The sequence below is a fragment of the Neorhizobium sp. IRS_2294 genome (assembly GCF_050500145.1).
GTDB classification, from domain to species: domain Bacteria; phylum Pseudomonadota; class Alphaproteobacteria; order Rhizobiales; family Rhizobiaceae; genus Neorhizobium; species Neorhizobium soli.
This window is the reverse complement of the sequence record NZ_CP191440.1, coordinates 297,267-322,157: the sequence shown is the minus strand read 5'-3', so window position 1 is coordinate 322,157 and position 24,891 is coordinate 297,267. Positions and strand designations below refer to the sequence as shown.

The following is a 24,891-nucleotide window of genomic DNA, read 5'->3' as shown; positions in this document are numbered from 1 at the left end:
ATCTGAAGCAACGGCACGACCGCGACGGTCTGATACCCGAATTTTAGAGGCAACTAACTAATGAAGGATTAATGCTAAATTAGAGCCCGCGTCGTTATGCGTCCGTTTCCGGTCGTACTGGCGCCGTCGCGGTAACCAAGTCGCTGTAACCAAATTTTGACGGGTTAGCGCTCATCCTTGTCCTGAATTGTAGTGAGTACGGGATAGGAACATGCGTTTCAGCGCTCAGCGGCTTGGCGATCTCGCCGGTATCATCCGGCATCTGAACTGGCGCCTCAGCCCGCTCAGCCGGATGGGTGTCGCCCGGATGGTCAACGACACGACGGCAGCGCTGGAAACTCTTGCTCGCAGCGAGGCCGATCTCTCGATATCGGAGCAAGCTGAAATACGGGCTATTGCCTCGCGGCTGATCGTGATCCTCCAGGACGCGTATTCCGGCAAAACACCGACAATCCACTGACGTCGGCAACCGGCCGTGTCCCTCCCACCTTTTTTATCGGACCGGTCCTGCGGATCCCGCCACCTGAATTTCGAACGCCGACAGCGATCCGCCGGCAAATTGACAATTGATAATAATACTCGATGAAGTCGAGCAAGCCACGAACTTCCCGCAGAGGTAGGCATTTGTGCGCACGCATGGCAGCATCGCTAATTAGCGCAAAATTTTTCTCATAAATCGTACCTCATAAGCATTGCATACTCAAACCTTGCGGGTTTAAAGGTCAGCAACGAATGAGGCCATATGTCGCCGCGACGGGTGCCTCACGTTTCCAGCCTATTCGGTTCCGGCCCCCTGTCGGGACACCAAGGAGCGATACAATGAGAGATGTCCCGGGGTTACCGTCCCGCCGTAGCTTTTTGAAAGCTTCGGCGGCAAGTGCGGCCGTCGTCGGCGTGGTGATGCAGGCGAAGGCGGAGACCCCGCCGGCCCCGCCACCGATCGAAGAATACCAGCCGGTCTGTCTCAAGCCCACTGAGTGGGCCTTCGTTATGGCTGCCACGGCGCGGCTCATTCCCTCCGAAGGCGAAGGTCCCGGTGCCATCGAGGCCCGCGTCCCCGTCTTTATCGACAAGGAACTGGCCGGTGGATTCGGTGAGGCGGCAGACTGGTACATGGAAGGTCCGCACGATGCCGCAGCCCATCCGTTCCGCGGCTGGCAATCGCCTTTGACGCCGCTGCAAATCTATCAGCAGGGTATCCCGGTGTTCGACGCATGGTGTCAGCAGACGCACGGCAAGATATTTGCCGAGCTTGACGCCGCAACTCAGGACAAGGCCCTGACCTCCCTCCAGAAAGACGAGATGAAGATCAAGCCCGAACTGCGCGACTTCTTCACGATCCTCTTGCAGAACACCAAGGAGGGCTACTTCGCAGACCCGATGTATGGCGGCAATCACGGCATGCAGGCCTGGAAATATATCGGTTTCCCAGGTGCCCGCGGCAGCTACAAGGAGTGGGTGTTGAAGCACAACGTCGCCTACCCGCTCGGTCCCGTTTCGATTTCCGGTGAGAGGGCATAACGATGGCACGCACTGCAAAGAAGAAGGACGTCGTCATCGTCGGTCTCGGCTGGACCGGCTCGATCCTCGGCATGGAACTCGCCAACGAGGGTCTGGAGATCGTTGCGCTTGAACGCGGCCATGACCAGAACACCGTTCCGGATTTCCAGTACCCGAACATGATCGACGAGCTGAAATACGGCGTTCGTCTCGGCATGATGCAAAAGCCGCGCAATTCGACCCTGACGATCCGTCGCAACGTCGATGAAGCCGCCCTGCCCTATCGCAGCCTCGGCTCGTTCCTGCCGGGTATCGGTGTGGGCGGTGCAGGCACCCACTGGAACGGTCTGAACTGGCGTCCGCAGCTCTCGGAATACCGTCTGCGCTCGCATGTGGAAGAGCGCTGGGGCGCCGGCATCATTCCGGAAGACATGAACCTGCAGGATTACCCCGTCAGCTACGAAGAGCTGGAGCCGTTTTTCGATCGATTCGAGCATGTCGCGGGGATTTCCGGCAAGGCCGGCAATCTCAATGGCAAGAAAATCGAGGGCGGCAACCCGTTCGAGGCACCGCGCTCGCGCGAATACCCGATGCCGCCTATGCCGGTGACCTGGGACGGAGCCAAATTTGCCGAAGCCGCGAAAGCTGCCGGCTGTCACCCGTTCCCGAGCCCGGGCGGCATTGCCTCGCAGGCCTATGTCAACGAATACGGAATGCAGATGGGCCCTTGCAACCACTGCGGTTTCTGCGAGCGCTACGGCTGCTACAACTATTCAAAATCCTCGCCGCAGACGGCGATCCTCGACGCGTTGAAGCGCAAGCCGAATTTCGAATACCGCACCCATGCGGAAGTGCTGAAAATCGAAATGGCGCCCGACGGCAAAACCGCGACCGGCGTGACCTATTTTGACGAAAAGGCCGGCGAAGAGGTGTTCCAGCCCGCGGATCTGGTAATCCTGGCCGCCTATCAGTTGCACAACGTCCATCTGATGCTGCTCTCGGGCATCGGTCAGCCGTTTGATCCCGCAACGAACGAAGGCGTCACCGGTCGCAGCTATGCCTACCAGATGAACGGCGGCTACACGATGTTCTTCAAGGACGAGGTGTTCAATCCGTTCATCGGTACCGGTGCCAACGGCATGTCGATCGATGATTTCGGCATGGACAATATCGACTTCGGTCGTGAAGGCTTTATCGGCGGCGCCTACTGGCGTGCCGGCCAGTCCAACGGTCAGCCGATCCGCTCCATGGCGCTCCCTGCGGGCACGCCGACCTGGGGTGCCGGCTGGAAGAAGGGCATCGGCGAGTGGTACGGCCACTCAATGTCGATCGGCTCGCACGGTTCGCATATGTCCTATCGCGGCAATTATCTCGACCTCGACCCGACCTACAAGGATCGCCACGGTCGTCCGCTGATGCGCATGACGTTCAACTGGCAGCCGAACGACATCCGCATGACCCAGTTCATGAAGTCGAAGATGGAGCCGATCGCCAAGTCGATGAACCCGACCTCAATGCAGGAAGGCTTCAAGAAGGACGGCGCCATGTACGACGTGCGTCCTTACCAGACGACGCACAATGTGGGCGGCACTGTGATGGGTGACAATCCGAAGACCTCGGCAATCAATCGATATCTGCAGGCCTGGGACAAGCACAACATCTTCGTGATGGGCGCCGGCGCCTTCCCGCAGAACACCCAGTACAACCCGACCGGCATGGTCGGCGGCCTGGCCTATTGGGCGGCGCATGCGATCCGGACGCAGTACCTGTCCAATCCGCGGCCACTGGTGTGAGGAGCGCAACGATGAAAACCTTTCTTCGCGTCATTCTTATCCTCGCCGTTCTCGGCGTCGTCGGCCTTCTCGCCTTCATCTTCGTGCCGGTCCAGCGCACTGCCGCGGTTGCCCAGCTCCCGGCTGATTACAAAGCACCGGCGGGCAGTGGCGAATACGCCATGCGGGCCGGTGACTGCATGGCCTGTCATACCGCGGAGGGCGGCAAGCCCTTCGCCGGCGGCCGGCCTATCCACAGCCCGATGGGCACGATCTGGGCCACCAACATCACCCCGGACAAGGAAACCGGCATCGGCAATTACACGCTCGATGATTTCCGCGCGGCGCTCTACGACGGCGTTCGCAACGACGGTGCGCATCTCTACCCGGCCATGCCTTACGAAAACTATCGCAAGCTGACGGAACAGGACATCCAGGCCCTCTACCAGTATTTCATGACCGAGGTGCCTGCAGTTTCCAACAAGGTCGAGGAAACGGCACTGTCCTTCCCGTTCAACCAGCGCTGGGGCATTCGCGCCTGGAACTGGCTGGCGCTGGGCAAGCCGGGCTTTGAACCTGTTTCGCAGGACGAGCAGTTCAACCGTGGTGCCTATCTCGTGCAGGGCGCCGGACACTGCGCCGCCTGCCACAGCCCGCGCAACCTGCTGATGGCGCAGGACGGTACCGACGAGAGCAGCGCTGCCTTCCTGACCGGCGGCGAGATCGACGGCTATACGGCACCTGACCTGCGCGGCCCGCAAAGCGCACCGCAGAAATGGTCCACCGAAGAGCTCGCGGCCTATCTTACGACTGCCCGCAACGCGCATTCCACGGCAACCGGCGAGATGATGCTGGTGGTGCGCGATTCGCTGCAATACATGACGCCCGAGGACAATCTGGCGATCGCAACCTACCTCAAGAAGATCGGCAGCACTGGCGGTTCCACGGCACCGGCAACGCCTTCGGCGGCGCCTGAAAAGGCCGAGGTTACCGACACCGAGAAAATGCTGACGGAAGCCAAAGCGGATATGCCGCTCGGTCCCCGCCTCTATCTCGACAATTGCGGTGGCTGCCACTTTGTCAACGGCAAGGGTGCCGCGGAAATCTTCCCGGAGCTTGACGGAAATTCGCTGGTTACCGCGAAGTCTTCAAAGGGCCTGTTGGATGTCATGCTGCACGGAGCGGAACTGCCTTCGACCAAGGACCGTCCCATGCGCGTGCGCATGCAGGGCTATAACGACCGCCTCAACGACGAAGAAGCGGCAGCACTTGCCACCTTCCTGCGCCAGGCCTGGCATAACGACGCTCCGCCGGTCACTGCGGAAGACGTCAAGGCTGTCCGCCGCTAGACCATGACATCAGACCCTGCCGGTTCGTAACCGACAGGGTCTTTACACGTCGCCATGGGTGGCATCAGCCGTTGGCCGTTGCCAAGGCCTCCGGCGGCCCGAGGATCGCAATACTTCGCCGCGTCAGTTTGGCGTGATACATGCGCCGATCTACGAGAGCGACAAGAGCCGTTCTCGACCACTTGACCTCGCTTGCAAAGCCAAAACCCAGCGCCGCACCGACGCGCAGCGTTTTGCTTCCGATCGTGACGGCGGCCAGCACAGTGTCCATCATCACGGCGAGCCTCTGCTCCTGCATTTCACTGTCTCCCATGTCTGACTGGAACAGGAGGGCAAACTCGTCACCGCCCAGCCGCGAAACGAATTCTCCCGCTCTCAGGGACGACAACAGTCTTTTCCCGATAACCGCAAGCAACTCGTCCCCGACCGGGTGACCGTGCATGTCATTGACGATCTTGAAGCCGTTGAGATCGAAGATTGCGAGCCCGAACTCCTCATGGTTGGCGCGATCTTCGATAAAGTGAGCGATCCGTTGCTCGAACCCAAGACGGTTCGGAAGCCCGGTCAGGCTATCGGTGACGGCCGCGGCTCGCAACGCCTCTTCCTGTCTGATTTGCGCGCTCGTCTGTTCGGTGACATCGGTCAGCGCCTCGAGATCGTAGAGGTCGTTTCCGATCTTGATCCGGCGTGCGGAGATCATCACGGAAATTTCCCGCCCGTCACGATGCCGGATCTTGCCCGACTGCGCGGAGTAATACCCAACCTCGTCAAGGAGTTTGATCCTGGCAACACGGTCTGAGCCATCGACGATCAGGCCGACATCCGTCAGTTTGCGACCAACCAGTGCCGTTTCGTTCATCCCGACGAGGTCCATGTAAGCCTGGTTGACCCGCACATAAACGGAGTTTGGCCCGGCCGTCGAAATGGCATAGGCAAGCGGAGAGATGTGAAACAGCGTCTGCAACATTCCGTCCAGCCCATCTCCGCCTTGTGTCGCACTGGAAAAGAGTGAGGCTGCCGCCCGTTCATCCGAAAGCATCGGCCTAACCCTTATTCACTTTAGGGGATTGCCACAGCAGGACGACCGGTGACGGCAAGAACCGCAGATCCACCCGATATTGCATGTCGCAGGTTCTGTCTGTCATCATTCCCTCGCCGCAACCTCGCCCGATAGAGAGGTTCGCCGTTCGAAACACTCAGCGACATGCCTTGGCGACCGTCCGCTAATCTCAGATTGTCGATGATAAAAGTACTCTGCCCGACAACGCTCATGAGACCACGCTGAGTAAACCGCTTCACAAAGACCAGACGTCGTTACCCGCCCATCACCCAACAATGCAAATATCCCATGTCGCATTGCAACGCGAGTGTTTCTCAGAGCGGCTGCGGGGAGTTGCGTTGGGTGTAACGGTCCGGAAATCGGCTTGTTGGGACGATTGCGCGGCGCAGTCTAGCTCACTGGCTCACAAGTCTGGACGTTCGCAATTTGGGCTAGAGCAAGATTTTCATTGTTTCACGGCTTCGTGATGGCCGGTCTGAAATCCGGGTTCGATAGGGCGAGATGCTCGTTGATGCAGTGGATCTGCGATGGATGAGCCCGCCTCGGGAGGTTTTCCGGCCCATGTAAATTGGATTTTTTGATGGACATCCACATCTCCCGCTCTACAAACAGGTCATGGACGGGCTGCAGATGCGCATAACGAATGTGCGTCTGAGCGCGCTTTTAGTGCGTGACGTCTGACTTGATACAATCCTCGCGATACGCTGATCGGATTGGTTCTTCGCCGGCGATGGCTATATCGCCCAAATAAAATACACGGACGACCTTTGGCCGGAAAGCCTATGCTTCCGCCGTAGAGTAGATCCGACTGTCTAGGAGAATGCCCGCGCTACCGAGCCCGGGCCAAATTTTTAATGGCTTATGAAACTGAAAATGACGCGCCGCTTGAAGCGACATCGACCAAGATCAGTCTAAACAATGTCTACAAAATCTTCGGCGAGCGGCCTGACAAGGCCTTGGACATGATCCGCGCCGGCAAGACAAAATCCGAAATCCATTCAGCGACCGGTTGCTCCGTCGGTGTCAACGACGCGAGCTTCGAGATCAAGGCTGGCGAGATTTTCGTGATCATGGGCCTGTCCGGCTCCGGAAAATCCACCCTCCTTCGTCTGCTGAACAGGCTCATCGAGCCGACATCCGGTGCGATAAAAATCGACGGGCGTGACATCACCCAGATGTCGCGCAAGGAACTGATCGATCTGCGGCGCCGCGATATCAGCATGGTGTTCCAGTCCTTCGCGCTTCTGCCCAACCGTACCGTGCTCAACAACGCTTCCTTCGGTCTCGAGGTCGCAGGCGTCAACGAAGCCGAGCGTCGGCAGAAGGCTCTCGTTGCTTTGAAGGCCGTGGGCCTCGACGGTTACGAGGACAGCCTTCCGGATCAGCTGTCCGGCGGCATGAAGCAGCGCGTCGGCCTTGCCCGTGCTTTGGCCAGTGAACCGACCATTCTTCTCATGGACGAAGCCTTCTCGGCACTTGACCCGCTCATCCGGACCGAGATGCAGGACGAGTTGGTCCGTCTTCAGTCCGAACAAAGCCGCACGATCGTCTTCGTCAGCCACGATCTCGACGAAGCCATGCGGATCGGCGACCGTATCTGCATCATGCAGAACGGCAGCGTCATTCAGGTCGGTACGCCGGACGAAATCGTCATGAGCCCGGCCAATGATTACGTCCGCTCCTTCTTCCGCAATGTTGATGTCAGCCATGTCTTCAAGGCCGGCGATGTTGCCCGCAAGACCCAGGTCACGATCATCGACCGTCAGGGTGTATCGGCCGCCGCCGCACTCGAACGCATGAAGCACTTCGACCGCGAATACGCGATCATTCTTGGTCGCGACAAGACCTACCAGGGAATGGTCAGCCAGACATCGCTTGTCGAAAAGCTGCGCGCCAAGGCGGATGATCCCTACCGCGGAGCGTTTCTCACCGGGATCGAGACAATCGCAGCCGACGAACCGCTGTCGAACGTTCTCGGCACGGTCGCCGCCAGCGCCTGGCCGGTCCCCGTCATCGATGACGCCAAACGCTATCTCGGATCGATCAGCAAAACGACGCTGCTCGAAACGCTCGACCGCGCCAGCTGATTTCCATTCACGACCTTAGAATTGTTGCAGCGCCCTGCCGGCCCATGATGCAGGCGGCGCTGTAGCCGGCCAGAAACCGGAGACAGACATGAATTTCAACATCGGCGACGGCATCGATACAGCCGTCAACTACATCCTCGACAACTTCTCCCCCTTTCTCGATCTGATCGCGTCGGCGATCGGCTTTGTAACCGGGACGATCCAGGATGCGCTGCTTGCGCTCCCGATGCCCGTCGGCATTGCCATCTTTGTCGCGCTATCCCTCTGGCGGGTCGGCCTCGGCTTCGGCCTGCTGACCGGCATCGCACTTTGGCTGGTGGACCACATGGGTCTTTGGAGCGCCATGATGGAGACGCTTTCCCTGGTGATCGCGTCGACGCTGATGGCAATGATCATCGGCCTGCCGCTCGGCATTGCCATGGCGCGCAAGGATAGTGTCGCAGCCATCGTCCGGCCCATCCTCGATCTGATGCAGACCATGCCGGCGTTCGTCTACCTCATTCCGGCAGCGATGTTCTTCGGGCTTGGAGCGGTACCGGGTGCCATCGCCACGGTGATCTTTGCAATGCCGCCTGTCGTGCGACTGACCAATCTTGGCATCCGCCAGGTACATCACGAGTTCATCGAGGCAGGCAACGCGTTTGGCTGCACCTCGACGCAGCTTCTGTTCAAGATCCAGCTTCCCAATGCCCTGCCCTCGATCATGGCCGGTATCAACCAGACGATCATGCTGTCGCTGTCGATGGTCGTCATCGCTTCGATGATCGGCGCCGGCGGGCTCGGCAACACGGTCCTGACCGGTATCCAGCGCCTGGATGTGGGCACGGGCTTCGAGGGCGGTCTTGCCGTCGTCATCCTGGCCGTCATTCTCGACCGGATCACCCAGAGCCTCGGCCAGAAATCCAGAAAGCCGAACGCCCTCTGGCGCGCGCTTTCCAAGAGAAACGAGCGTGAGGACATGGTGACGGCAACCGCCTGATCCAGTCCTTCGCCGAACCGTGCGGGTGATGAACCCGCAATTGCAAACCTCCCAAAAAGGAGACTACATGTTCAAGACCCTCGCAACCCTCGGGCTCGCCGCCACTCTCATCGGTGGATCTGTGACCGCAACGATGGCGCAGGACGCCAAGCCGGTAAAGATCGGCTGGTCCGCTTGGTCCGATGCTGAATTTGTCACCAAGCTCGCCGCAAAGCTCATCAAGGATGAACTCGGCACGGAAGTCGAGCTGGTACAGTCCGACGTCGCTCCCCTCTACCAGGGAGTCAGCCGCGGCGATCTCGACGCGATGATGATGGCCTGGCTGCCGCAGACCCATGCGGACTACTACGAGAAGGTGAAGGACAAGGTCGAAACGCTCGGTACCGTCTATGACGGCGCAAAGCTGGGCTGGGTCGTTCCGGCCTATATCCCGGAAAGCGAGATCGCTTCGATCGAGGATCTGAAGAAGCCTGAAGTGCAAAAGAAGCTTTCCGGCATCGTGCAGGGCATCGATCCGGGCGCAGGTCTGACACGGTTGTCAGAAAAGGCCGTAAAGGATTACGGTCTCGACGACTACAAGCTGCAGATCTCCAGTGAGGCGGGCATGCTGACGACGGTTGATCGCGCCATGCGCAGCGAAAAGTGGTTCGTCGCCACGTCCTGGAGCCCCCATTGGATGTTCGGAAAGTACAAGCTTCGTTACCTGACCGACCCCAAGAAGTCGTTGGGTGAAGCAGAGCATGTCGACGTTCTCGCCCGCAAGGATTTCAAGACCGAAAATCCGAAGGTTGCCGGCTTCCTCTCGCGCATGAAGCTGCCGATCGCTGATCTCGAAGCGGGGATGTTTACCGCGCAGGAGACGTCCTACGACGAAGCGGTCGCAAAATACATCAAGGACCATCCGGATCAGGTCAAGGCCTGGGTTGGAGAAGACGGCTGACATAGGCCTCGGGCTTCGCGGTTATCCGCGGAGCCCTTTTGCTACTTGATGCCAGCGTCCAGTTGTTAGGAGCAGACGATGTTTATTGACGGAACGGATCTCGACCAGGCTACCGGCGATACGCTCGGCGGGCGTATCTCCCTGGCACGCGATGCGACTGATCTTTCGGTAGATGATGCTGCCCACATGTCCGGTGTTGACCGGAGTGTCTGGGAGGCCTGGGAGAACGACCGTGACGCACCGATCGCAACCGATCTCGAGATCGTCGCACGCTCCCTGCAGGTAAGCCTCGGCTGGTTGATTACCGGCCGCGGTGTCGGGCCGAAGTGGGACAGCTAGACTGTCAGCGTTGAAGCTCTACCAGAAGCGGAATTACCGCACGTTCAGGCCCGTACGACGAGCTGCAGCCCGCTCGACGGCGGACAGCGTGTCGTAGATGAGGATCGCAAGAGCGCCGACGATCAGGCCGCCTTGCAGGATAAAGGCGAGGTTGTTGGCCTGCAGGCCGGCGATGATGACTTCGCCCAGGGTTTTTGCGGCAACGGTCGAACCGATCGTGGCCGTGGCGAGACTGATCACGACCGACAGACGGATACCGGCGAGGATGACGGGTGTGGCGAGCGGCAGCTCGACCTTGAACAGCCGCTGCAACCCGGTCATGCCTGTCCCGCGCGCCGCCTCCATGACAGACGGCGGAAGGGTCGTCAGCCCCGTCAGTGTGTTTTCGAAAATCGGCAGCAAACCGTAGAGAAAGAGCGCGACCAGCGTCGGTTTTTCACCAAACCCCAGCGTTGGAACCGCGAGCGCCAGCACCGCTACTGGCGGGAAGGTTTGCCCGATATTCACGAGGCCCCGCGAGAGCGGCAAAAACTCGGCGCCGATCGGCCGCGTCACGAGAATTGCCATGGGAACAGCCACAAGAATCGCTGCTGTCGTGGCGATGGCAACCGTCCTCAGATGCAGAAGCGTGAGTGTCAGAAGACTTCCCTGATTGTAGATCGCAGGCGCATTCTGCTGAACCAGCGGGCGCAGGATGGGATCGAACGATTCGGGCATCAGCAGGAACGTCAGCAGAAGAACGAGCAGTAACGCCCGCAGCATGAGAGGAAGCCACGCTCTCATGCCAGACCCGCCGCGCGCTTCGAAAGTCCTTCGACCGAAACAGAGCCGATGATCCGCCCATCGGATGCGCGAACAGGCAATGCCTGCTGTCCCGTCCACAAAAGCTTTGATAGCGCTTCTCGCTGGCTCATGTCTTCGGACAGTGGTTCCCCTGTCGCTTGATTGGGCTCGACGGCCTCACCGATAGTCTGCATCGACAGGAGCCGGAACGGCCGCTCCGTATCACCGATCAGGGTCTCGACGAACGGGGTCGCAGGCTGTCGAACCAGCTCGACGGGCGCGCCGTATTGAACGACCTTGCCCTTGTCCATCACCGCAATCCGGTCCGCCAGATGAAAGGCCTCGTCCATATCGTGCGTGACGAGAACGATGGTCGTGCCGAGCACTTTTTGAATGCTGATAAGGTCCTGCTGCGCCTTGGCGCGAATGATCGGGTCGAGAGCGCCGAACGGCTCATCCATCAGGAGCACGTTGGGTTCAGCCGCAAGTGCGCGTGCCACGCCGACGCGCTGTTGCTGCCCGCCGGAGAGTTCATGCGGAAAACGCGACGCGAAATCGGCGGGGTCGAGCTGGAAGAGTTCGAGCAGCTCTTTTACTTTGGCGTCGATGCGGGGCCGGTCCCAGCCAAGCAGACCCGGAACAGTGGCGATATTCTGCGCGACGGTTCGATGCGGAAAAAGCCCGTGTCCCTGGATCGCGTAGCCGATCCTGCGCCGCAGTTCGAACCCCGGCAGGTCGCGATTGTCGACGCCGTCGAGCTTGATGGTTCCAGAGGTCGGTTCCACGAGCCGGTTGATCATCCGCAGAAGCGTGGTCTTGCCGGAGCCGGACGTTCCGACAATGACCGTTACCGTGCGCGGTTGGATCGTCATAGTCACTGTGTCGACAACCGTATTGTCGCCGTAACGCTTGGTGAGGGTCTCGATTTCGATCATGCGGCTTTGCCTCGAGTGCCAACAGGGGCGTTCAGTTCGACGAGTGCGTCCAATACGGTGGCTGCGGTGAAGGCAAGCACGACGGTGGGTACGGCGCCCAGGAGCACAAGATCCATTGCCGTCTGGCCGACGCCCTGGAAGACGAAGACGCCGAACCCGCCGCCGCCGATCAGGGCCGCAATGGTCGCAAGCCCGATATTCTGAACCAGAACGATGCGGATACCGGTCAGGATGACGGGCATGGCGAGCGGCAGTTCGATGCCGAACAGGCGTTGGCGCCCGGTCATGCCGACTCCGCGGGCCGCCTCGTTTGCTTCCCGGGGCACGCCTTCGAGTCCCACGACGGTGTTGGCGACAACAGGCAACAGGGAGTAGAGGAACAGCGCCACGAACGCGGGTGCAGCGCCAATGCCGCGTATGCCGATCGCGGCCGCACCCGGCACGTTGATGGCGATCCAGCCGAGCGGCGCGATGAGAATGCCGAACAGGGCAATCGACGGGATCGTCTGGACGAAGTTCAGCGTGTTGAGAATGCCGGCACGCAAGGAAGTGACTCGGTGGGCAAGAACGCCGAGGGGAAGACCGACGACGACGGCTGCAATCAGCGATCCGATCGCCAATGTCACGTGTTTTCCCGCTTCCTGCCAGAAGACGTCGGCGCGGCCCGCATATTCCCTGATGATGGAAAGTCCGTCCCAGAGACCCGAAGACAGGACGAGCGCGATGCCCGCTAGGCTGACCGCCAGCAAGGCGATCCGAACGACGGGTGTTGGCCGCAGTCTGGCGATCGCATCGGCGGCGAGCAGAGCGAAGGCAAGCATCAACAGCCAGGCACCGGAGGCCGGCGAAACACGAGCATAGGTATTGCCGTCCGGCGTCAGAAACGACGCGGCGGAACCGACGGAGATGGCAAGTCCCGCGAGAACGGCCGCCGCAGCCGACAGCCTCAGATAAAGAGGTGTTTTGAAGAGTGTGATGAGGATCGCGACGCCGATAACGACGACGAAGGCGATCGACGTGGATGGCGGCAGGGATTCCCAGAGAGACTTCCCCTGCCCCGGCACGATCCGGTTGGGACGGAAAATCATGAGGGGCGCGAAGAAGGCAGCGTAGACCGCCAGCAGCGCCACGACGACACCCAGCTTATCGAGGCGAAGCTTCAATCCGATCCTCCTTGGCCCCCGGATGATGCATCCCGCCCTTTCGGGAGGAATGCATCAAGCAGACAGTGTTACTTCAGAAAGCCGTTCTTCTTCAGAAAGTCTTCGGCAACGGCCTTCGGCGGTTCGCCACCGAGCTGCACGCGACCGTTCAACTCCTGGAGCGTCACAAGATCGAGCTTTTCGAAGACCGGCTTCAGAAACGTTTCGATTTGCGGATGCTCCTTCAGAACCGCTTCACGGATGATCGGAGCCGGCTGGTAGACCGGCTGGACGCCCTTGTCGTCTTCCAGAACGACGAGACCCGATGGCGCAATGCCACCATCCGTGCCGTAGACCATCGCCGCATTGGCGCCGTTAGTCTGGTTTGCAGCTGCTGCGATCGTGGCAGCGGTGTCGCCGCCGGACAGCGTGATCAGCTGGTCGGACTTGAGCGTGAAGCCGTAGGTCTTCTGGAAGGCCGGAAGGGCTGCAGCAGAATTGACGAATTCCGAGGAGGCAGCCAGAACGACCTTACCGCCGCCAGCAACATAGGAGCCGAATTCGCTAAAGGTCTTGATTTTGCCTTCGTCCGCGACTTCCTTGCGGATTGCGACCGCCCAGGTGTTGTTTGCCGGAGACGGGGTCAGCCAGACGATCTTGTTTGCATCGTAATCCAGCTTCTTGGCCTCAGTATAGGCCTTTGCCGCATCCTTCCAGGCCGGGTCTTCGGCTTTTTCGAAGAAGAACGCCGCATTGCCGGTATATTCCGGATAGATGTCGATTTCGCCAGCGGTGATCGCCTTGCGCACGACAGGTGTGGCGCCGAGCTGAACGCGATCCGTCGTCTTGATGTCGTTTGCGTTCAGGATGGACAAAATGATGTTGCCGAGGACGCCGCCCTCGGTATCGATCTTTGATGATACGACGACTTGCGCCGATGCCGTGGCCGCAGATGCGGCAATGGCGAATATGGTTCCGATCACGATCTTGGGCAGGTGCACGGCCGGTATCTCCCTGTTTACAACTAGTCTTGCCTCGCGCGCCCAACCGCAATCGTCCGGACGCAAACGCCTATATATGCCGCCGGTTCAAGAAGAATAGTGGAGCAACGTCACGTCGGTCATTTGCGGTATGCCTCGTCCTGAAACCGAGGCCGTATGCCGTCTCCGGATCCGACAGCCGCTCGGAAACGACTGCCCGGCGGGAGGAACGATCGCGCCTTCTTCGAGTTATGTCGATGCCGCCCCTAGCATCCCTTTCAGCGAACATTTCGGAGGCCCACCCATGGCAGACAACATCAGCAATCCTGAAGGCAAAGGCCCTGCAGGTGGTTGGGGTTCGGTAAAGTCGATTTTCCGGATCTACGGCGAGAGTTCGCCTCCACCAGCGTTTCTCGAAACATTGTCTCGCCAAAACAAGCCGGGCGGATTCATGTGCGTCTCGTGCGCCTGGCCAAAGCCCAAAAACTATCACCCATTCGAGTTTTGCGAGAATGGTGCCAAGGCCACCATGTGGGACCTGACCAACTCCCGTTGCGGACCTGATTTCTTCAAGAAGCATACGGTGGAGGAGCTGAAGGGCTGGAAAGACCACGATCTGGAGATGACAGGTCGCCTAACCCATCCTCTCCGCTTCGACCACGCGACCGGACAATACGTGGAGGCCACCTGGAACGAGGCGTTCCAGAAGATCGGCGCAACGCTAAAGCGCCTGGAGAAGAAGAGCGTGGTCTTCTATTCGTCCGGCCATGCCGGACTGGAAGCATCCTACCTCTATGCCTTGCTGGCACGCGCCTATGGCAACAACAACCTGCCGCAGAGCTCGAACATGTGCCACGAGACGACGTCCGTTGGCCTCACCAAGGTCATCGGCTCGCCGGTCGGTACCATCGTCTGGGAAGATTTGGAAAAGACCGACGCCTTCTTCTTCTTCGGCCAGAACCCGGGCACCAACAGTCCACGTTTCCTCCATCCGCTGCAGGAAGCTAAAAAGCGCGGCGCGAAGATCGTCACATTCAACCCTGTCATCGAGCAGGGTCTCGTGTCATTCGTGAACCCGCAAAATCCGCTCGACATGGTCACGGGCAACGAGACCAAGATATCCGATCAGTATCTGCAGGTGCAGGCCGGTGGTGACGTCGCTGCCATGCTGGGTCTCTGTAAGACCGTCGTCGAGGCCGATGATGCAGCGGTTGCCGCTGGCCGGGCGCGTGTTCTCGATGTCGATTTCATCGCCGAGCATACGACGGGCTTCGACAAGTTCATCGAATGCGTGCGCGATACTCTTTGGTCGGACATTGTGCGTGAAAGCGGGCTCACGGAGGCTGATCTGCGCGAGGCAGGCGCGACTTATATTGCCGCCAAGCGCGTCATCGGCGTCTATGGAATGGGACTGACCCAGCACTCGCAGGGCGGCCTCAACATCGCGATGCTAGTCAACCTTCTTCTCCTGCGCGGCAATATCGGCCGCGAGGGTGCCGGTTGCTGTCCGGTGCGTGGCCACTCGAACGTTCAGGGCCAGCGGACCGTCGGCATCGCCGAAAAGACCAAGCTCATCCCGATGGACAAACTGAAGGAACTGTTCGATTTCGATCCTCCGACCGAGGACGGAACGCACATCGTCGATGCGGTCAAAGGCATGATGGCAGGAACCATTCGCGCCACGATCTCACTCGGCGGCAATCTGCTTCGAGCCGTGCCGGATCAGGTCGATATGGAGCGGGTCTGGGCCGAGCAGGAGCTGACGGTCATGGTCTCGACCAAGCTCAACCGCAGTCATCTGTTTCCGGGCAAGGACGCATGGATCCTGCCCTGTCTCAGCAGAACCGAGATCGATATGCAGGCGAGCGGAAATCAGTCCGTGACGACGGAGGACAGCTTTTCGCACATTTCCGGGTCGATCGGTAAACGCACGCCGGCGTCCAAGCATCTCCAGAGCGAGCTTGCGATCGTCACCGGCATTGCAAAAGCAACGCTCGACCATAACCCGAAGCTGAAATGGGACGAATGGACGCGAGACTACAGCCTCGTCCGCAATCTCATCGAGGCAACCTACCCCGATGACTTCAAGCATTACAACCAGCGCATGTTCGAGCCCGGCGGCTTTTATCGCGGCAATGATGCACACGAACGCAAGTGGAATACCGAGGAAAAGAAAGCGGTCTTTACAACGCCCCATCAGCTCAACGCGTTGTCGTTCGAGGATGCGCCTGGTCGGTTCCGGCTGATCACGATGCGATCCAACGACCAGTTTAACACAACGATCTATGGCTATTCGGATCGATTCCGCGGCATTGAGGGTACGCGAGACGTGCTTCTCATGTGTCCGGAAGACATTGCTGCAGCAGGACTTCGGGAAGGTCAGGTCGTATCGCTCGTCAGTGACTTCGAAGACGGCAAACACCGCGAACTCAGCGGGCTGACGGTCAGGGCGCACAAGCTTCCGCGCGGCACGATCGGCGGGTACTATCCCGAATGCAATGTGCTGAACGCAATCGACCATCACGACGAGATGTCCAAGACGCCGGCGTCCAAGGCAATCCCGGTGAAGATCGTCAGCCACTGATCCCGAAAGCGAGTACCGTCCGGTACAGTGCCCGTCAAGCCAGGTAAACCAGGTTTGGCGGGCACACTTCGTTCTGCTTAGGCGCTTTCAATTTCGCCAAGAAACGCATCTCGATTGTTCTGCACGACCGCCAAAAGGTAGTCGGCGACGGCACGTACACGGGGAATGCGGCTCATGTCGCGGTGACGGACCAGGTAGTAGTGCCGGGTCAACTGCACCTCGCGGGGCAGCACCAGCTCGAGATCCGGCTGACGGCGCGCAATGAAATGCGGCAGGATGCAGAGTCCCTGGCCCTGAAGCGTCGCCGTCAGTTGCGCCGAGATGCTTGAGCTCTGAAACCGCGGCCGGATTCCCGGATGGACGTCGCCAAGATAGTCCAGTCCCGGCGCAAAGATCATATCCTGGATGTAGCCGATGAACGGGTGTAGCAGCAGGTCGTCGCGGCTTTTGATCTCCGGTCGCTCGGACAGGTAGGATTTTGCGCCGTAGATGTTCAGCCGATAGTCGGTGATCTTCTCGATTTCGTAGGGTCCGCCCTTCGGCGGATCGAGCGAGATGGCAATGTCGGCCTCCTTGCGCGACAAGGACATGATCTGCTGGATCGTCACCAGCTCGAGCGAGAGATTGGGATGCTGGACGGTGAAATCACCGATCTGATGCGCGAGGAAGAAGTTCGCAATTCCTTCCGGAGCACTGAGACGGACGACGCCCTGGTGAGCAGCGCTCCCCGAGAAGATATCCATCTGTAACCGGTCCGCTTCCGCCTCCATGCGTTCCGCCGCTTCGATGAAGCGTTGTCCTATTCCCGTTAGGACATAGCCACGCGGATTGCGCTCGAAAAGCTTGATCCGGAGACTGAATTCCAGTCGGTCGATGCGGCGCGATACGGTGGCATGGCTGGTGCGCAATTGCCGGGCCGCGACGGAAAGCTGCCCGGTTCGGGCGACGGCCAGGAAATATTGAAGGTCGTCCCAGGTGAAGTTCGGGCTGGCTGTCATGTCGGCGGTTAGCGCTCCAATGTCCCTATTTGTTCAAACGCTGTCACGTGTCTGTTCAAAATTGAACAGAGGCTGTTTGCAATTAATAGCGAGCTCCTCCTTGCGTCAACGTTCGTTTTACTCGACCATACCCACAGGAGGGGCTGCTTTGAGGAGGGTGGTCCGCCAAATTTGAACAGATTCGCGCGCTGTTATCTCTGGGAGGAGACCTTATGCGAAAGACGTTTGTGGCGTCCGTTGTTACACCGCTGGCCGTATTGCTCGCCAGCAGCACTGCATTTTCCCAAGCGGCATCCGACGGCAAGGTCAGGATCGGTATCCTGAACGACCAGTCCGGGGTGTATTCCGATTTCGGCGGCAAGTCGTCCGTTGAGGCTGCAAAGATGGCGGTCGAGGATTTTGGCGGCAAGGTTCTGGATTTTCCGATCGAGGTCATCGACGCCGATCACCAGAACAAGCCCGACATCGCCTCCAACATCGCCCGCCAGTGGTACGATACCCAGCAGGTCGATACGATCATGGACCTGACAACGTCGTCGGTCGGTCTCGCGGTCCAGGCGCTGTCCAAGGACAAGAAGAAGATCACCATCAACACCGGTGCGGCGACCACTGATCTCACGGGCAAGTCCTGCACGCCCTACGGCTTCCACTGGGCATATGATACCCATGCGCTTGCGGTCGGCACGGGCGGTGCGATGGTCAAGCAGGGCGGTGACAGCTGGTTTTTCCTGACCGCGGACTATGCTTTCGGCTATTCCCTCGAGCAGCAGACCAGCGACTACGTGAAGGCCAATGGCGGCACGGTCGTCGGTTCGGTGCGGCATCCCCTGTCGAGCCAGGATTTCTCATCCTTCCTGCTGCAGGCGCAGTCATCAGGCGCGAAGGTGATCGGGCTAGCCAATGCCGGTCTCGACACGGCCAACTCGATCAAGCAGGCGGCCGAGTTCGGTATTGTCCAGGGGGGGCAGAAATTGGCGGCGCTCCTGTTCACGCTGGCCGAAGTGCACGGGCTCGGACTTGAGGCAGCACAAGGCCTGACGCTGACGGAAGGCTATTACTGGAACCTCGACGACAAGAGCCGCGAGTTTGCCAAGAAGTTTTTTGCCCGGACCAACAAGATGCCGAACATGGTTCATGCGGGCACCTATTCTGCCGTGACGCAGTATCTCAAAGCCGTGCAGAAGGCCGGTACGGACGAAAGCGACGCGGTGGCCAAAGCGCTGCATGAAATGCCGGTCGACGACTTCTTCGCTCGCGGCGGTACGGTTGGCGCAAACGGCCGAATGATCCACGACATGTACCTTTTGCAGGTGAAGAAGCCTGATGAAAGCAAGGAACCGTGGGACTATTACAACGTGCTTGCCACCATTCCCGGCAAGGAGGCCTATCTCGACCCGGCCAAGGCCGGTTGCGAGCTGGTGAAGTGAGCGATGGCAGTCGCATCGATCTCGACTAACGAGCAGCCACGGGTGGTCTTGTCCGCCCGTGGCCTGTCGAAGAGCTTTGGAGCATTCGCAGCCGTCAAGAATGTCGATCTCGATGTTCACGACGCCAGTGTCCATGCGCTGATCGGTCCGAACGGAGCCGGCAAGACGACGGTGTTCAACCTTCTCACCAAGTTCCTGCAACCGACGGCCGGTTCGATCACGCTGATGGGCGCCGACATCACGAAACTGCCACCCGACAAGGTGGCGCGGATGGGGCTGGTCCGCTCGTTCCAGATCTCGGCCGTGTTTCCGCATCTGACCGTGCGTGACAATGTCCGCGTCGCATTGCAGCGTCCGAGCGGGTTGTCGACACAGTTCTGGCTGCCGCTGTCCTCGCTCGACCGGCTGGATGCCCGCGCCGACGAGCTGATCGAGACTGTGGGGCTGAAACGCGAGCGCAACGCGCTGGCGGCCGACCTTTCCTACGGTCGCAAGCGGGTACTGGAGATTGCCACGACTTTGGCACTCGATCCCAAAGTGCTGCTGCTCGACGAGCCGATGGCCGGCATGGGCCAGGAGGATATCGGTACCGTGTCCGCCATCATCCGCGAAGTGGCGAAAACCCGCGCGGTGCTGATGGTGGAGCACAATCTTTCCGTCGTTGCAGATATCTGCCACCACGTCACAGTACTGCAGCGCGGCGAAATTCTGGCCGAGGGCGATTACGCGACGGTCAGCCAGGATCCGCGCGTCCGCACGGCTTACATGGGCACGGAGGAGGCATGATGGCGCAACCCCTGCTTCAGGTTTCCAATCTCAATGCCTGGTATGGCGAAAGCCATGTCCTGCACGGCGTCGACATGACGGTGCATGAGGGCGAAACCATCACCATTCTCGGTCGCAACGGCGTCGGCAAGACTACGACGCTGCGCACGATCATGGGCATCATCCGCGAACGCCGCGGCGAGATCCTCTTTTCCGGCCAGGACATGTCGCGGGTTCCATTGCACAGAACCGCCCATGCGGGTCTCGGCTTTGTGCCGGAGGAGCGGGGTATCTTCTCGACGCTGACCGTCGAGGAAAACCTCATGCTGCCGCCGGTCGTTGCGCAAGGGGGAATGCCACTCAGCGAGATCTACGAGCTATTCCCGAACCTTCACGAACGCCGCTCCAGCCCGGGCACGAAGCTCTCCGGTGGCGAACAGCAGATGCTGGCGATCGCCCGCATCCTGCGCACCGGGGTAAAACTGCTCATCCTCGACGAGCCGACCGAAGGGCTTGCGCCTGTCATCGTGCAGCGCATCGGCGAAGTGCTGAAGACGCTCAAGGACCGCGGCATGACGGTGTTGATGGTCGAACAGAATTTTCGCTTCGCAAGCCGCGTCGCTGACCGGTTCTACCTGATGGACCACGGAAAAATGGTGGCAAATTTCCCCGTCGGCGAACTGCCTGAGAGGATGGGCATGCTGCATAAGGTTCTGGGGGTTTGAGCATGGTCGCAATGCAAACGGATCACCGCACGGACGACTTGGCAACGCGCTCACGTCCAATTTCGGTAAAATCAGACGACGCCAGGAGCGCCGCCCCATGACCATGATTTTCGGCATTCCGCTGCAGGCTTTCTTGGGACAGCTCCTCATCGGCCTGATCAACGGCTCTTTCTATGCGCTCTTAAGCCTCGGCCTAGCCGTCATTTTCGGCTTACTCCGCGTCATCAACTTCGCCCACGGCGCGCAATATATGCTCGGCGCTTTCGTCGCCATGCTGATGCTGCAGTATTTCGGCATCAACTACTGGTTCGCGCTCGTTCTCGCACCTCTCGTCGTCGGCCTGTTCGGAGCAATTACCGAACGCTTCCTGCTGTCACGGCTTTACAAACTGGACCACCTCTACGGCCTGCTCTTCACCTTCGGATTGGCGCTCACCATCGAGGGCACGTTCCGGTATCTCTACGGTTCGTCGGGCCAGCCCTATTCGGTTCCGACGCAGCTTGCCGGCGGCACCAATCTCGGCTTCATGTTCCTACCCATCTATCGCGGCTGGGTGGTGGTCGTCTCCCTGGTCGCCTGTATCGGCACCTGGCTTTTGATCGAAAAGACCAAGCTCGGCGCCTATTTGCGGGCAGCCACGGAAAACCCGATCCTGGTGCAGGCGTTTGGCGTCAACGTGCCGGTGCTTTTGACACTGACCTACGGGCTCGGCGCCGGACTTGCAGCCTTCGCGGGTGTGTTGGCGGCGCCGATCTACCAGGTCTCGCCGCTGATGGGGTCCAACATCATCATCGTGGTCTTTGCGGTCGTCGTCGTCGGCGGCATGGGATCGATCATGGGTGCGATCCTGACCGGCTACATGCTCGGAATCGCCGAGGGCCTGACGAAAGTGTTTTATCCGGAAGCATCGAGCATCGTGATCTTCGTGATCATGGCGATCGTGCTGCTTCTGCGGCCAGCCGGTCTTTTCGGCCGGGATGTTTAGGGAAGGATGCCAGAGATGAGCGACATCATCCACACCGCTGCCCCGCCGCGCATCGAGAGATCGGGCACAGCCACGAAAACCTACGCGATCTTCATCGGGTTGGGACTGGTGCTGCTCCTTGTTGCACCGCTGTTCTTCTACCCGATCTTTCTGATGAAGCTTTTGTGCTTTGCGCTATTTGCCTGCGCGTTCAACCTGCTGTTGGGTTACACGGGCCTGTTGTCCTTCGGCCATGCGACGTTCTTCGGCGGAGCCGCCTATTTTACTGCCCATGTCGTAAAGGTCTGGGGTCTGTCGCCGGAACTCGGCATTCTCGTCGGTGCATTCGGAGCGGCCGTGCTTGGCCTGATCATGGGCTTCTTTGCGATACGGCGGCAGGGCATCTACTTTGCGATGATCACCCTTGCGCTTTCGCAGATGTTCTTCTTCTTCTGCCTGCAGGCGGAATTCACGCATGGCGAAGACGGCATCCAGTCCGTGCCGCGCGGCCACCTGTTCGGCTTTATCGATCTCAGCGAAACGACGAACATGTACTATTTCGTGCTGGCCGTCTTCTTGATCGGCATGGCGATCATCTGGCGGTTCATCAACTCGCCCTTCGGCATGATCCTCAAATCGATCCGCGAAAACGAGCAGCGCGCCATCTCGCTCGGCTATTCCGTATCCCGCTACAAGCTTGGCGCCTTCGTCATGTCGGCGGCGCTTGCCGGGCTTGCCGGCGGAACCAAGGCGCTCGTCTTCCAGTTCGCGACGCTGACCGATGTCGGCTGGCAGATGTCCGGCGAGGTGATCCTGATGACGCTGCTTGGGGGCATCGGCACGCTGATCGGACCGATCTTTGGCGCCGGGCTTGTCGTGGCGTTGCAGAACTACCTCGCGACCTCGGAATTTCCCGTCACGATCATCACCGGCGTGGTCTTCATGGTCTGCGTCCTCCTCTTCCGGCGCGGCCTGATCGGGGAATTCTACGCCTCGCGGCTTGGCCGAAAACTGGGCTTCGAGCATCGCCGCTGATTGGCTGAAGATCATGGAAACCTACGACTACATCATCATCGGTGCCGGAAGCGCCGGCTGCGTTCTTGCGAACCGCCTTTCGGCCGATAGCCGCAACAGCGTGCTGCTGCTGGAAGCCGGCGGGACCGACAACTATCACTGGGTGCATATCCCGGTCGGCTATCTCTATTGCATCAACAACCCGCGCACCGACTGGTGTTTTGCCACCGAAAAGGAAAAAGGCCTCAACGGCCGCTCCCTGTTTTATCCGCGCGGAAAGCTGCTCGGTGGCTGCTCCTCGATCAACGGCATGATCTATATGCGCGGCCAGGCGCGCGATTACGACCTATGGCGGCAGATGGGATGTGCCGGCTGGGGCTGGGACGACGTGCTGCCGCTGTTTCGCAAGAGCCAGGACTTCTACAAGGGCGGCGACGATCTGCATGGCGAAGGCGGCGAATGGCGGGTCGAAAAGCAGCGTCTGCACTGGGCGGTGCTCGACAGTTTCCGCAAGGCGGCGGAACAGGCGGGCATCCCGATGATCGAGGATTTCAACCGCGGCGACAACGAAGGCTCGAGCTATTTCGACGTCAACCAGCGTTCGGGCATTCGCTGGAACACCTCCAAGGCCTTTCTGCGGCCCGCGATGAAGCGGCCGAACCTACGCGTCCTCACCAAGGCGCATGTCCGCCGCCTGATCATCGAAACCGGTGAGGTGAAAGGCGTCGAGTTTCAGCAGAATGGCGTGTCGCAGGTGGCTCATGCCCGTCGCGAGACGGTGCTTTCGGCGGGCGCGATCGGGACGCCGCATGTCCTCGAACTCTCAGGCGTCGGACGCGGCGAGGTTCTGGCGGACGCCGGGGTCGAGATGGTCAAGGAGGTGCGACAGGTCGGCGAAAACCTGCAGGATCACCTGCAGCTACGGCTGGTCTACAAGGTCACCGGCGTGCCGACGCTGAACGAGAAAGCCTCTCGCTGGCTCGGCAAGGCTGCGATCGGGCTGGAATATGCGCTGAAACGCTCAGGACCTATGTCCATGGCTCCAAGCCAGCTCGGGATTTTTACCCGGTCGGGTCCGGACAAGGAAACGGCTGATCTCGAATACCATGTCCAACCGGTCTCGCTGGACCGCTTCGGGGATCCGGTTCATGCTTTTCCGGCAATCACCGCAAGCGTATGCAATCTTCGCCCCGAAAGCCGCGGTTCCGTGCATCTGAAAGGCCCGGATTTTGCAGCAGCGCCGGCGATCCGGCCGAACTATCTTTCGACAGCTGCCGACCGCAGTGTCGCGGCAAGTTCGATCCGGCTGACCCGCAACATCGTCGCGCAGCCTGCTTTCGCCCGCTACCAGCCGGAAGAATACAAGCCGGGACCGGCGTACGACACGGATGCAGATCTGGAGCGCGCTGCCGGCGAAATAGGAACGACGATTTTCCATCCCGTGGGCACGGCCCGGATGGGGTCGGATCCCGATAGCGTCGTCGATCCGCGACTGAAAATGAGAGCACTCGGCCGGCTGAGAATTGCCGACGCATCAATCATGCCCGCCATCACATCGGGCAACACGAATTCTCCGACGATCATGGTTGCCGAAAAGGCGGCGGCGATGATCTTGGCGGACAATCGGTAAGGGGGGACTATGAGCAAGGTTGCATTCGTTGGACTTGGGAACATGGGCGGGCCGATGGCGGCCAATCTCGTCAAGGCGGGACATGACGTCTGGGGCTTCGATCTTTCGGAGGCGAGCAGGAATGCCGCAAGCGCGCATGGCGTCAACGCGGCAAGCACCCTCCCCCAGGCTGTGCTGAATGCAGACTGCATTATCACCATGCTGCCCAAGGGCCAGCATGTCCTCGCCGTCTGGTCGGATCTGGCATCCGTGATCCCCGAGGGAACGCTGCTCATCGATTGTTCGACCGTGGACGTGGAGAGCGCCCGCAAGGCGCATGCTCTGGGCAGCGCGATGGGTTGCCTCTCTCTCGATGCTCCGGTGTCCGGGGGAACGACCGGCGCGGAAGCGGGCACGCTGACATTCATGGTGGGCGGCTCGGAGAGTGCGTTTGCGTCGGGTAAGGCTATCCTCGAAGCCATGGGCCGCAAGATTGTCCACTGCGGCGGCGATGGTGCGGGTCAGGCTGCAAAGATCTGCAACAACATGATCCTCGGCATCTCGATGATCGGCGTCTGCGAAGCGTTCGGCCTGGCTGAAAAGCTCGGCCTCTCGCATCAGGCGCTGTTCGATGTCGCCTCGACCTCATCGGGCCAGTGCTGGTCGCTGACGACCTATTGCCCCGTGCCCGGTCCCGTGCCGACATCGCCTGCCAACAACGACTACCGCCCCGGCTTTGCCACGGCGTTGATGCTGAAGGACTTGCTGCTGTCACAAGAGGCAGCACAACAATCCGGCGCCGCGACACCGCTCGGAGCCCACGCGGCCGACCTCTACGCCCAGTTCGAGGCAGCCGGACACGGCGGCGAGGACTTTTCCGCCATCATCCGGATGCTGCAGGAGATACCGCGGGAATAGGACGGTTTCGGAGTTGGAACG

The 24,891-nt window shown here is 60.0% G+C and carries 22 protein-coding genes; 16 read left to right on the top strand and 6 right to left on the bottom strand.

Annotated elements, in window-relative coordinates:
• Positions 1-211 precede the first annotated feature (211 nt).
• The 4 genes from ACQY1K_RS18775 to ACQY1K_RS18760 all read left to right on the top strand — a co-directional run bounded on the left by ACQY1K_RS18775 (position 212) and on the right by ACQY1K_RS18760 (position 4,621).
• Positions 212-460, top strand: coding sequence for a hypothetical protein (locus ACQY1K_RS18775; RefSeq protein ID WP_062459810.1), 249 nt, complete (start codon positions 212-214; stop codon positions 458-460).
• A gap of 359 nt (positions 461-819) precedes the next feature.
• Entirely contained in the window at positions 820-1,521 is a 702-nt protein-coding gene (locus ACQY1K_RS18770; RefSeq protein WP_062577964.1) for a gluconate 2-dehydrogenase subunit 3 family protein, read from the top strand.
• Positions 1,522-1,523: 2 nt separating this feature from the next.
• Positions 1,524-3,293: a GMC family oxidoreductase gene (locus ACQY1K_RS18765; RefSeq protein WP_062459814.1), complete on the top strand. Its 1,770-nt coding sequence runs from the start codon at positions 1,524-1,526 to the stop codon at positions 3,291-3,293.
• A gap of 11 nt (positions 3,294-3,304) precedes the next feature.
• A complete protein-coding gene (locus ACQY1K_RS18760; RefSeq protein ID WP_192087352.1) occupies positions 3,305-4,621 on the top strand; it encodes a cytochrome c in 1,317 nt (438 codons plus the stop codon).
• A gap of 64 nt (positions 4,622-4,685) precedes the next feature.
• Here ACQY1K_RS18760 and ACQY1K_RS18755 read toward each other — a convergent pair whose 3' ends face one another.
• The gene (locus ACQY1K_RS18755; protein ID WP_430260192.1) at positions 4,686-5,660 is read right to left on the bottom strand and encodes a GGDEF domain-containing protein; all 975 of its coding nucleotides are present in this window, start codon (positions 5,658-5,660) and stop codon (positions 4,686-4,688) included.
• 875 nt (positions 5,661-6,535) lie between these two features.
• Here ACQY1K_RS18755 and proV point away from each other — a divergent pair.
• From proV to ACQY1K_RS18735, 4 genes are all read left to right on the top strand, one after another.
• Positions 6,536-7,768 carry a glycine betaine/L-proline ABC transporter ATP-binding protein ProV gene (proV, locus tag ACQY1K_RS18750; protein WP_430260190.1) on the top strand — a complete coding sequence of 411 codons (1,233 nt, stop codon included), beginning with the start codon at positions 6,536-6,538 and terminating at the stop codon, positions 7,766-7,768.
• An 88-nt stretch (positions 7,769-7,856) separates the two neighbouring features.
• Positions 7,857-8,747 (top strand): ABC transporter permease, encoded by an 891-nt coding sequence (locus ACQY1K_RS18745; protein WP_174197708.1) that lies wholly within the window; start codon positions 7,857-7,859, stop codon positions 8,745-8,747.
• Positions 8,748-8,814: 67 nt separating this feature from the next.
• Positions 8,815-9,687 carry a glycine betaine ABC transporter substrate-binding protein gene (locus tag ACQY1K_RS18740; RefSeq protein ID WP_062459763.1) on the top strand — a complete coding sequence of 291 codons (873 nt, stop codon included), beginning with the start codon at positions 8,815-8,817 and terminating at the stop codon, positions 9,685-9,687.
• 78 nt (positions 9,688-9,765) lie between these two features.
• Positions 9,766-10,026, top strand: coding sequence for a helix-turn-helix domain-containing protein (locus ACQY1K_RS18735; protein WP_062459760.1), 261 nt, complete (start codon positions 9,766-9,768; stop codon positions 10,024-10,026).
• A 33-nt stretch (positions 10,027-10,059) separates the two neighbouring features.
• Here ACQY1K_RS18735 and ACQY1K_RS18730 read toward each other — a convergent pair whose 3' ends face one another.
• From ACQY1K_RS18730 to osmF, 4 genes are all read right to left on the bottom strand, one after another.
• A complete protein-coding gene (locus ACQY1K_RS18730) occupies positions 10,060-10,809 on the bottom strand; it encodes an ABC transporter permease (RefSeq protein WP_430260187.1) in 750 nt (249 codons plus the stop codon).
• Complete coding sequence (locus tag ACQY1K_RS18725; protein WP_062459754.1) at positions 10,806-11,744, bottom strand: ABC transporter ATP-binding protein; 939 nt, start codon at positions 11,742-11,744, stop codon at positions 10,806-10,808. Before ACQY1K_RS18725 ends, ACQY1K_RS18730 begins: the two co-directional genes overlap by 4 nt.
• On the bottom strand, positions 11,741-12,907 hold the full coding sequence (locus ACQY1K_RS18720) for an ABC transporter permease (protein ID WP_249406492.1): 1,167 nt from the start codon (positions 12,905-12,907) through the stop codon (positions 11,741-11,743). The genes ACQY1K_RS18725 and ACQY1K_RS18720 overlap by 4 nt, the downstream gene beginning before the upstream one ends.
• 68 nt (positions 12,908-12,975) lie before the next feature.
• Positions 12,976-13,887: a glycine betaine ABC transporter substrate-binding protein OsmF gene (gene osmF, locus ACQY1K_RS18715; RefSeq protein ID WP_430260185.1), complete on the bottom strand. Its 912-nt coding sequence runs from the start codon at positions 13,885-13,887 to the stop codon at positions 12,976-12,978.
• Positions 13,888-14,170: 283 nt separating this feature from the next.
• Between osmF and ACQY1K_RS18710 the strand changes: the two genes are divergently transcribed.
• Complete coding sequence (locus tag ACQY1K_RS18710) at positions 14,171-16,450, top strand: FdhF/YdeP family oxidoreductase (RefSeq protein WP_430260183.1); 2,280 nt, start codon at positions 14,171-14,173, stop codon at positions 16,448-16,450.
• A gap of 77 nt (positions 16,451-16,527) precedes the next feature.
• Here ACQY1K_RS18710 and ACQY1K_RS18705 read toward each other — a convergent pair whose 3' ends face one another.
• Positions 16,528-17,448 carry a LysR family transcriptional regulator gene (locus tag ACQY1K_RS18705; protein ID WP_174197702.1) on the bottom strand — a complete coding sequence of 307 codons (921 nt, stop codon included), beginning with the start codon at positions 17,446-17,448 and terminating at the stop codon, positions 16,528-16,530.
• Between the two features lie 212 nt (positions 17,449-17,660).
• Here ACQY1K_RS18705 and ACQY1K_RS18700 point away from each other — a divergent pair, with 212 nt between their 5' ends.
• From ACQY1K_RS18700 to mmsB, 7 genes are all read left to right on the top strand, one after another.
• Positions 17,661-18,875 carry an ABC transporter substrate-binding protein gene (locus ACQY1K_RS18700; protein WP_430260181.1) on the top strand — a complete coding sequence of 405 codons (1,215 nt, stop codon included), beginning with the start codon at positions 17,661-17,663 and terminating at the stop codon, positions 18,873-18,875.
• A 3-nt stretch (positions 18,876-18,878) separates the two neighbouring features.
• Positions 18,879-19,661: an ABC transporter ATP-binding protein gene (locus tag ACQY1K_RS18695; protein WP_174197701.1), complete on the top strand. Its 783-nt coding sequence runs from the start codon at positions 18,879-18,881 to the stop codon at positions 19,659-19,661.
• On the top strand, positions 19,661-20,365 hold the full coding sequence (locus ACQY1K_RS18690; RefSeq protein ID WP_430260597.1) for an ABC transporter ATP-binding protein: 705 nt from the start codon (positions 19,661-19,663) through the stop codon (positions 20,363-20,365). The genes ACQY1K_RS18695 and ACQY1K_RS18690 overlap by 1 nt, the downstream gene beginning before the upstream one ends.
• Positions 20,366-20,462: 97 nt before the next feature.
• A complete protein-coding gene (locus ACQY1K_RS18685) occupies positions 20,463-21,350 on the top strand; it encodes a branched-chain amino acid ABC transporter permease (RefSeq protein ID WP_062459730.1) in 888 nt (295 codons plus the stop codon).
• 15 nt (positions 21,351-21,365) lie between these two features.
• Entirely contained in the window at positions 21,366-22,364 is a 999-nt protein-coding gene (locus ACQY1K_RS18680) for a branched-chain amino acid ABC transporter permease (protein ID WP_062459725.1), read from the top strand.
• 13 nt (positions 22,365-22,377) lie between these two features.
• Positions 22,378-23,973 (top strand): GMC family oxidoreductase, encoded by a 1,596-nt coding sequence (locus tag ACQY1K_RS18675; RefSeq protein WP_192087510.1) that lies wholly within the window; start codon positions 22,378-22,380, stop codon positions 23,971-23,973.
• Positions 23,974-23,982: 9 nt separating this feature from the next.
• Positions 23,983-24,870, top strand: a complete 888-nt coding sequence (gene mmsB, locus ACQY1K_RS18670) for a 3-hydroxyisobutyrate dehydrogenase (RefSeq protein ID WP_062459718.1) — start codon at positions 23,983-23,985, stop codon at positions 24,868-24,870.
• Positions 24,871-24,891: the final 21 nt, after the last annotated feature.

Bases quoted from the DNA above. Each gene is read 5' to 3' on its own strand.
- ACQY1K_RS18765 (WP_062459814.1), top strand. From the start codon at position 1,524: ATGGCACGCACTGCAAAGAAGAAGGACGTCGTCATCGTCGGTCTCGGC.
- ACQY1K_RS18675 (WP_192087510.1), top strand. From the start codon at position 22,378: ATGGAAACCTACGACTACATCATCATCGGTGCCGGAAGCGCCGGCTGC.
- ACQY1K_RS18705 (WP_174197702.1), bottom strand. From the start codon at position 17,448: ATGACAGCCAGCCCGAACTTCACCTGGGACGACCTTCAATATTTCCTG.
- ACQY1K_RS18685 (WP_062459730.1), top strand. From the start codon at position 20,463: ATGACCATGATTTTCGGCATTCCGCTGCAGGCTTTCTTGGGACAGCTC.
- ACQY1K_RS18725 (WP_062459754.1), bottom strand. From the start codon at position 11,744: ATGATCGAAATCGAGACCCTCACCAAGCGTTACGGCGACAATACGGTT.
- ACQY1K_RS18735 (WP_062459760.1), top strand. From the start codon at position 9,766: ATGTTTATTGACGGAACGGATCTCGACCAGGCTACCGGCGATACGCTC.
- mmsB (WP_062459718.1), top strand. From the start codon at position 23,983: ATGAGCAAGGTTGCATTCGTTGGACTTGGGAACATGGGCGGGCCGATG.
- ACQY1K_RS18690 (WP_430260597.1), top strand. From the start codon at position 19,661: ATGGCGCAACCCCTGCTTCAGGTTTCCAATCTCAATGCCTGGTATGGC.
- ACQY1K_RS18755 (WP_430260192.1), bottom strand. From the start codon at position 5,660: ATGCTTTCGGATGAACGGGCGGCAGCCTCACTCTTTTCCAGTGCGACA.
- ACQY1K_RS18775 (WP_062459810.1), top strand. From the start codon at position 212: ATGCGTTTCAGCGCTCAGCGGCTTGGCGATCTCGCCGGTATCATCCGG.
- ACQY1K_RS18710 (WP_430260183.1), top strand. From the start codon at position 14,171: ATGGCAGACAACATCAGCAATCCTGAAGGCAAAGGCCCTGCAGGTGGT.
- ACQY1K_RS18740 (WP_062459763.1), top strand. From the start codon at position 8,815: ATGTTCAAGACCCTCGCAACCCTCGGGCTCGCCGCCACTCTCATCGGT.
- ACQY1K_RS18770 (WP_062577964.1), top strand. From the start codon at position 820: ATGAGAGATGTCCCGGGGTTACCGTCCCGCCGTAGCTTTTTGAAAGCT.
- ACQY1K_RS18700 (WP_430260181.1), top strand. From the start codon at position 17,661: ATGCGAAAGACGTTTGTGGCGTCCGTTGTTACACCGCTGGCCGTATTG.
- ACQY1K_RS18695 (WP_174197701.1), top strand. From the start codon at position 18,879: ATGGCAGTCGCATCGATCTCGACTAACGAGCAGCCACGGGTGGTCTTG.
- ACQY1K_RS18760 (WP_192087352.1), top strand. From the start codon at position 3,305: ATGAAAACCTTTCTTCGCGTCATTCTTATCCTCGCCGTTCTCGGCGTC.
- ACQY1K_RS18730 (WP_430260187.1), bottom strand. From the start codon at position 10,809: ATGAGAGCGTGGCTTCCTCTCATGCTGCGGGCGTTACTGCTCGTTCTT.
- ACQY1K_RS18745 (WP_174197708.1), top strand. From the start codon at position 7,857: ATGAATTTCAACATCGGCGACGGCATCGATACAGCCGTCAACTACATC.
- ACQY1K_RS18680 (WP_062459725.1), top strand. From the start codon at position 21,366: ATGAGCGACATCATCCACACCGCTGCCCCGCCGCGCATCGAGAGATCG.
- proV (WP_430260190.1), top strand. From the start codon at position 6,536: ATGGCTTATGAAACTGAAAATGACGCGCCGCTTGAAGCGACATCGACC.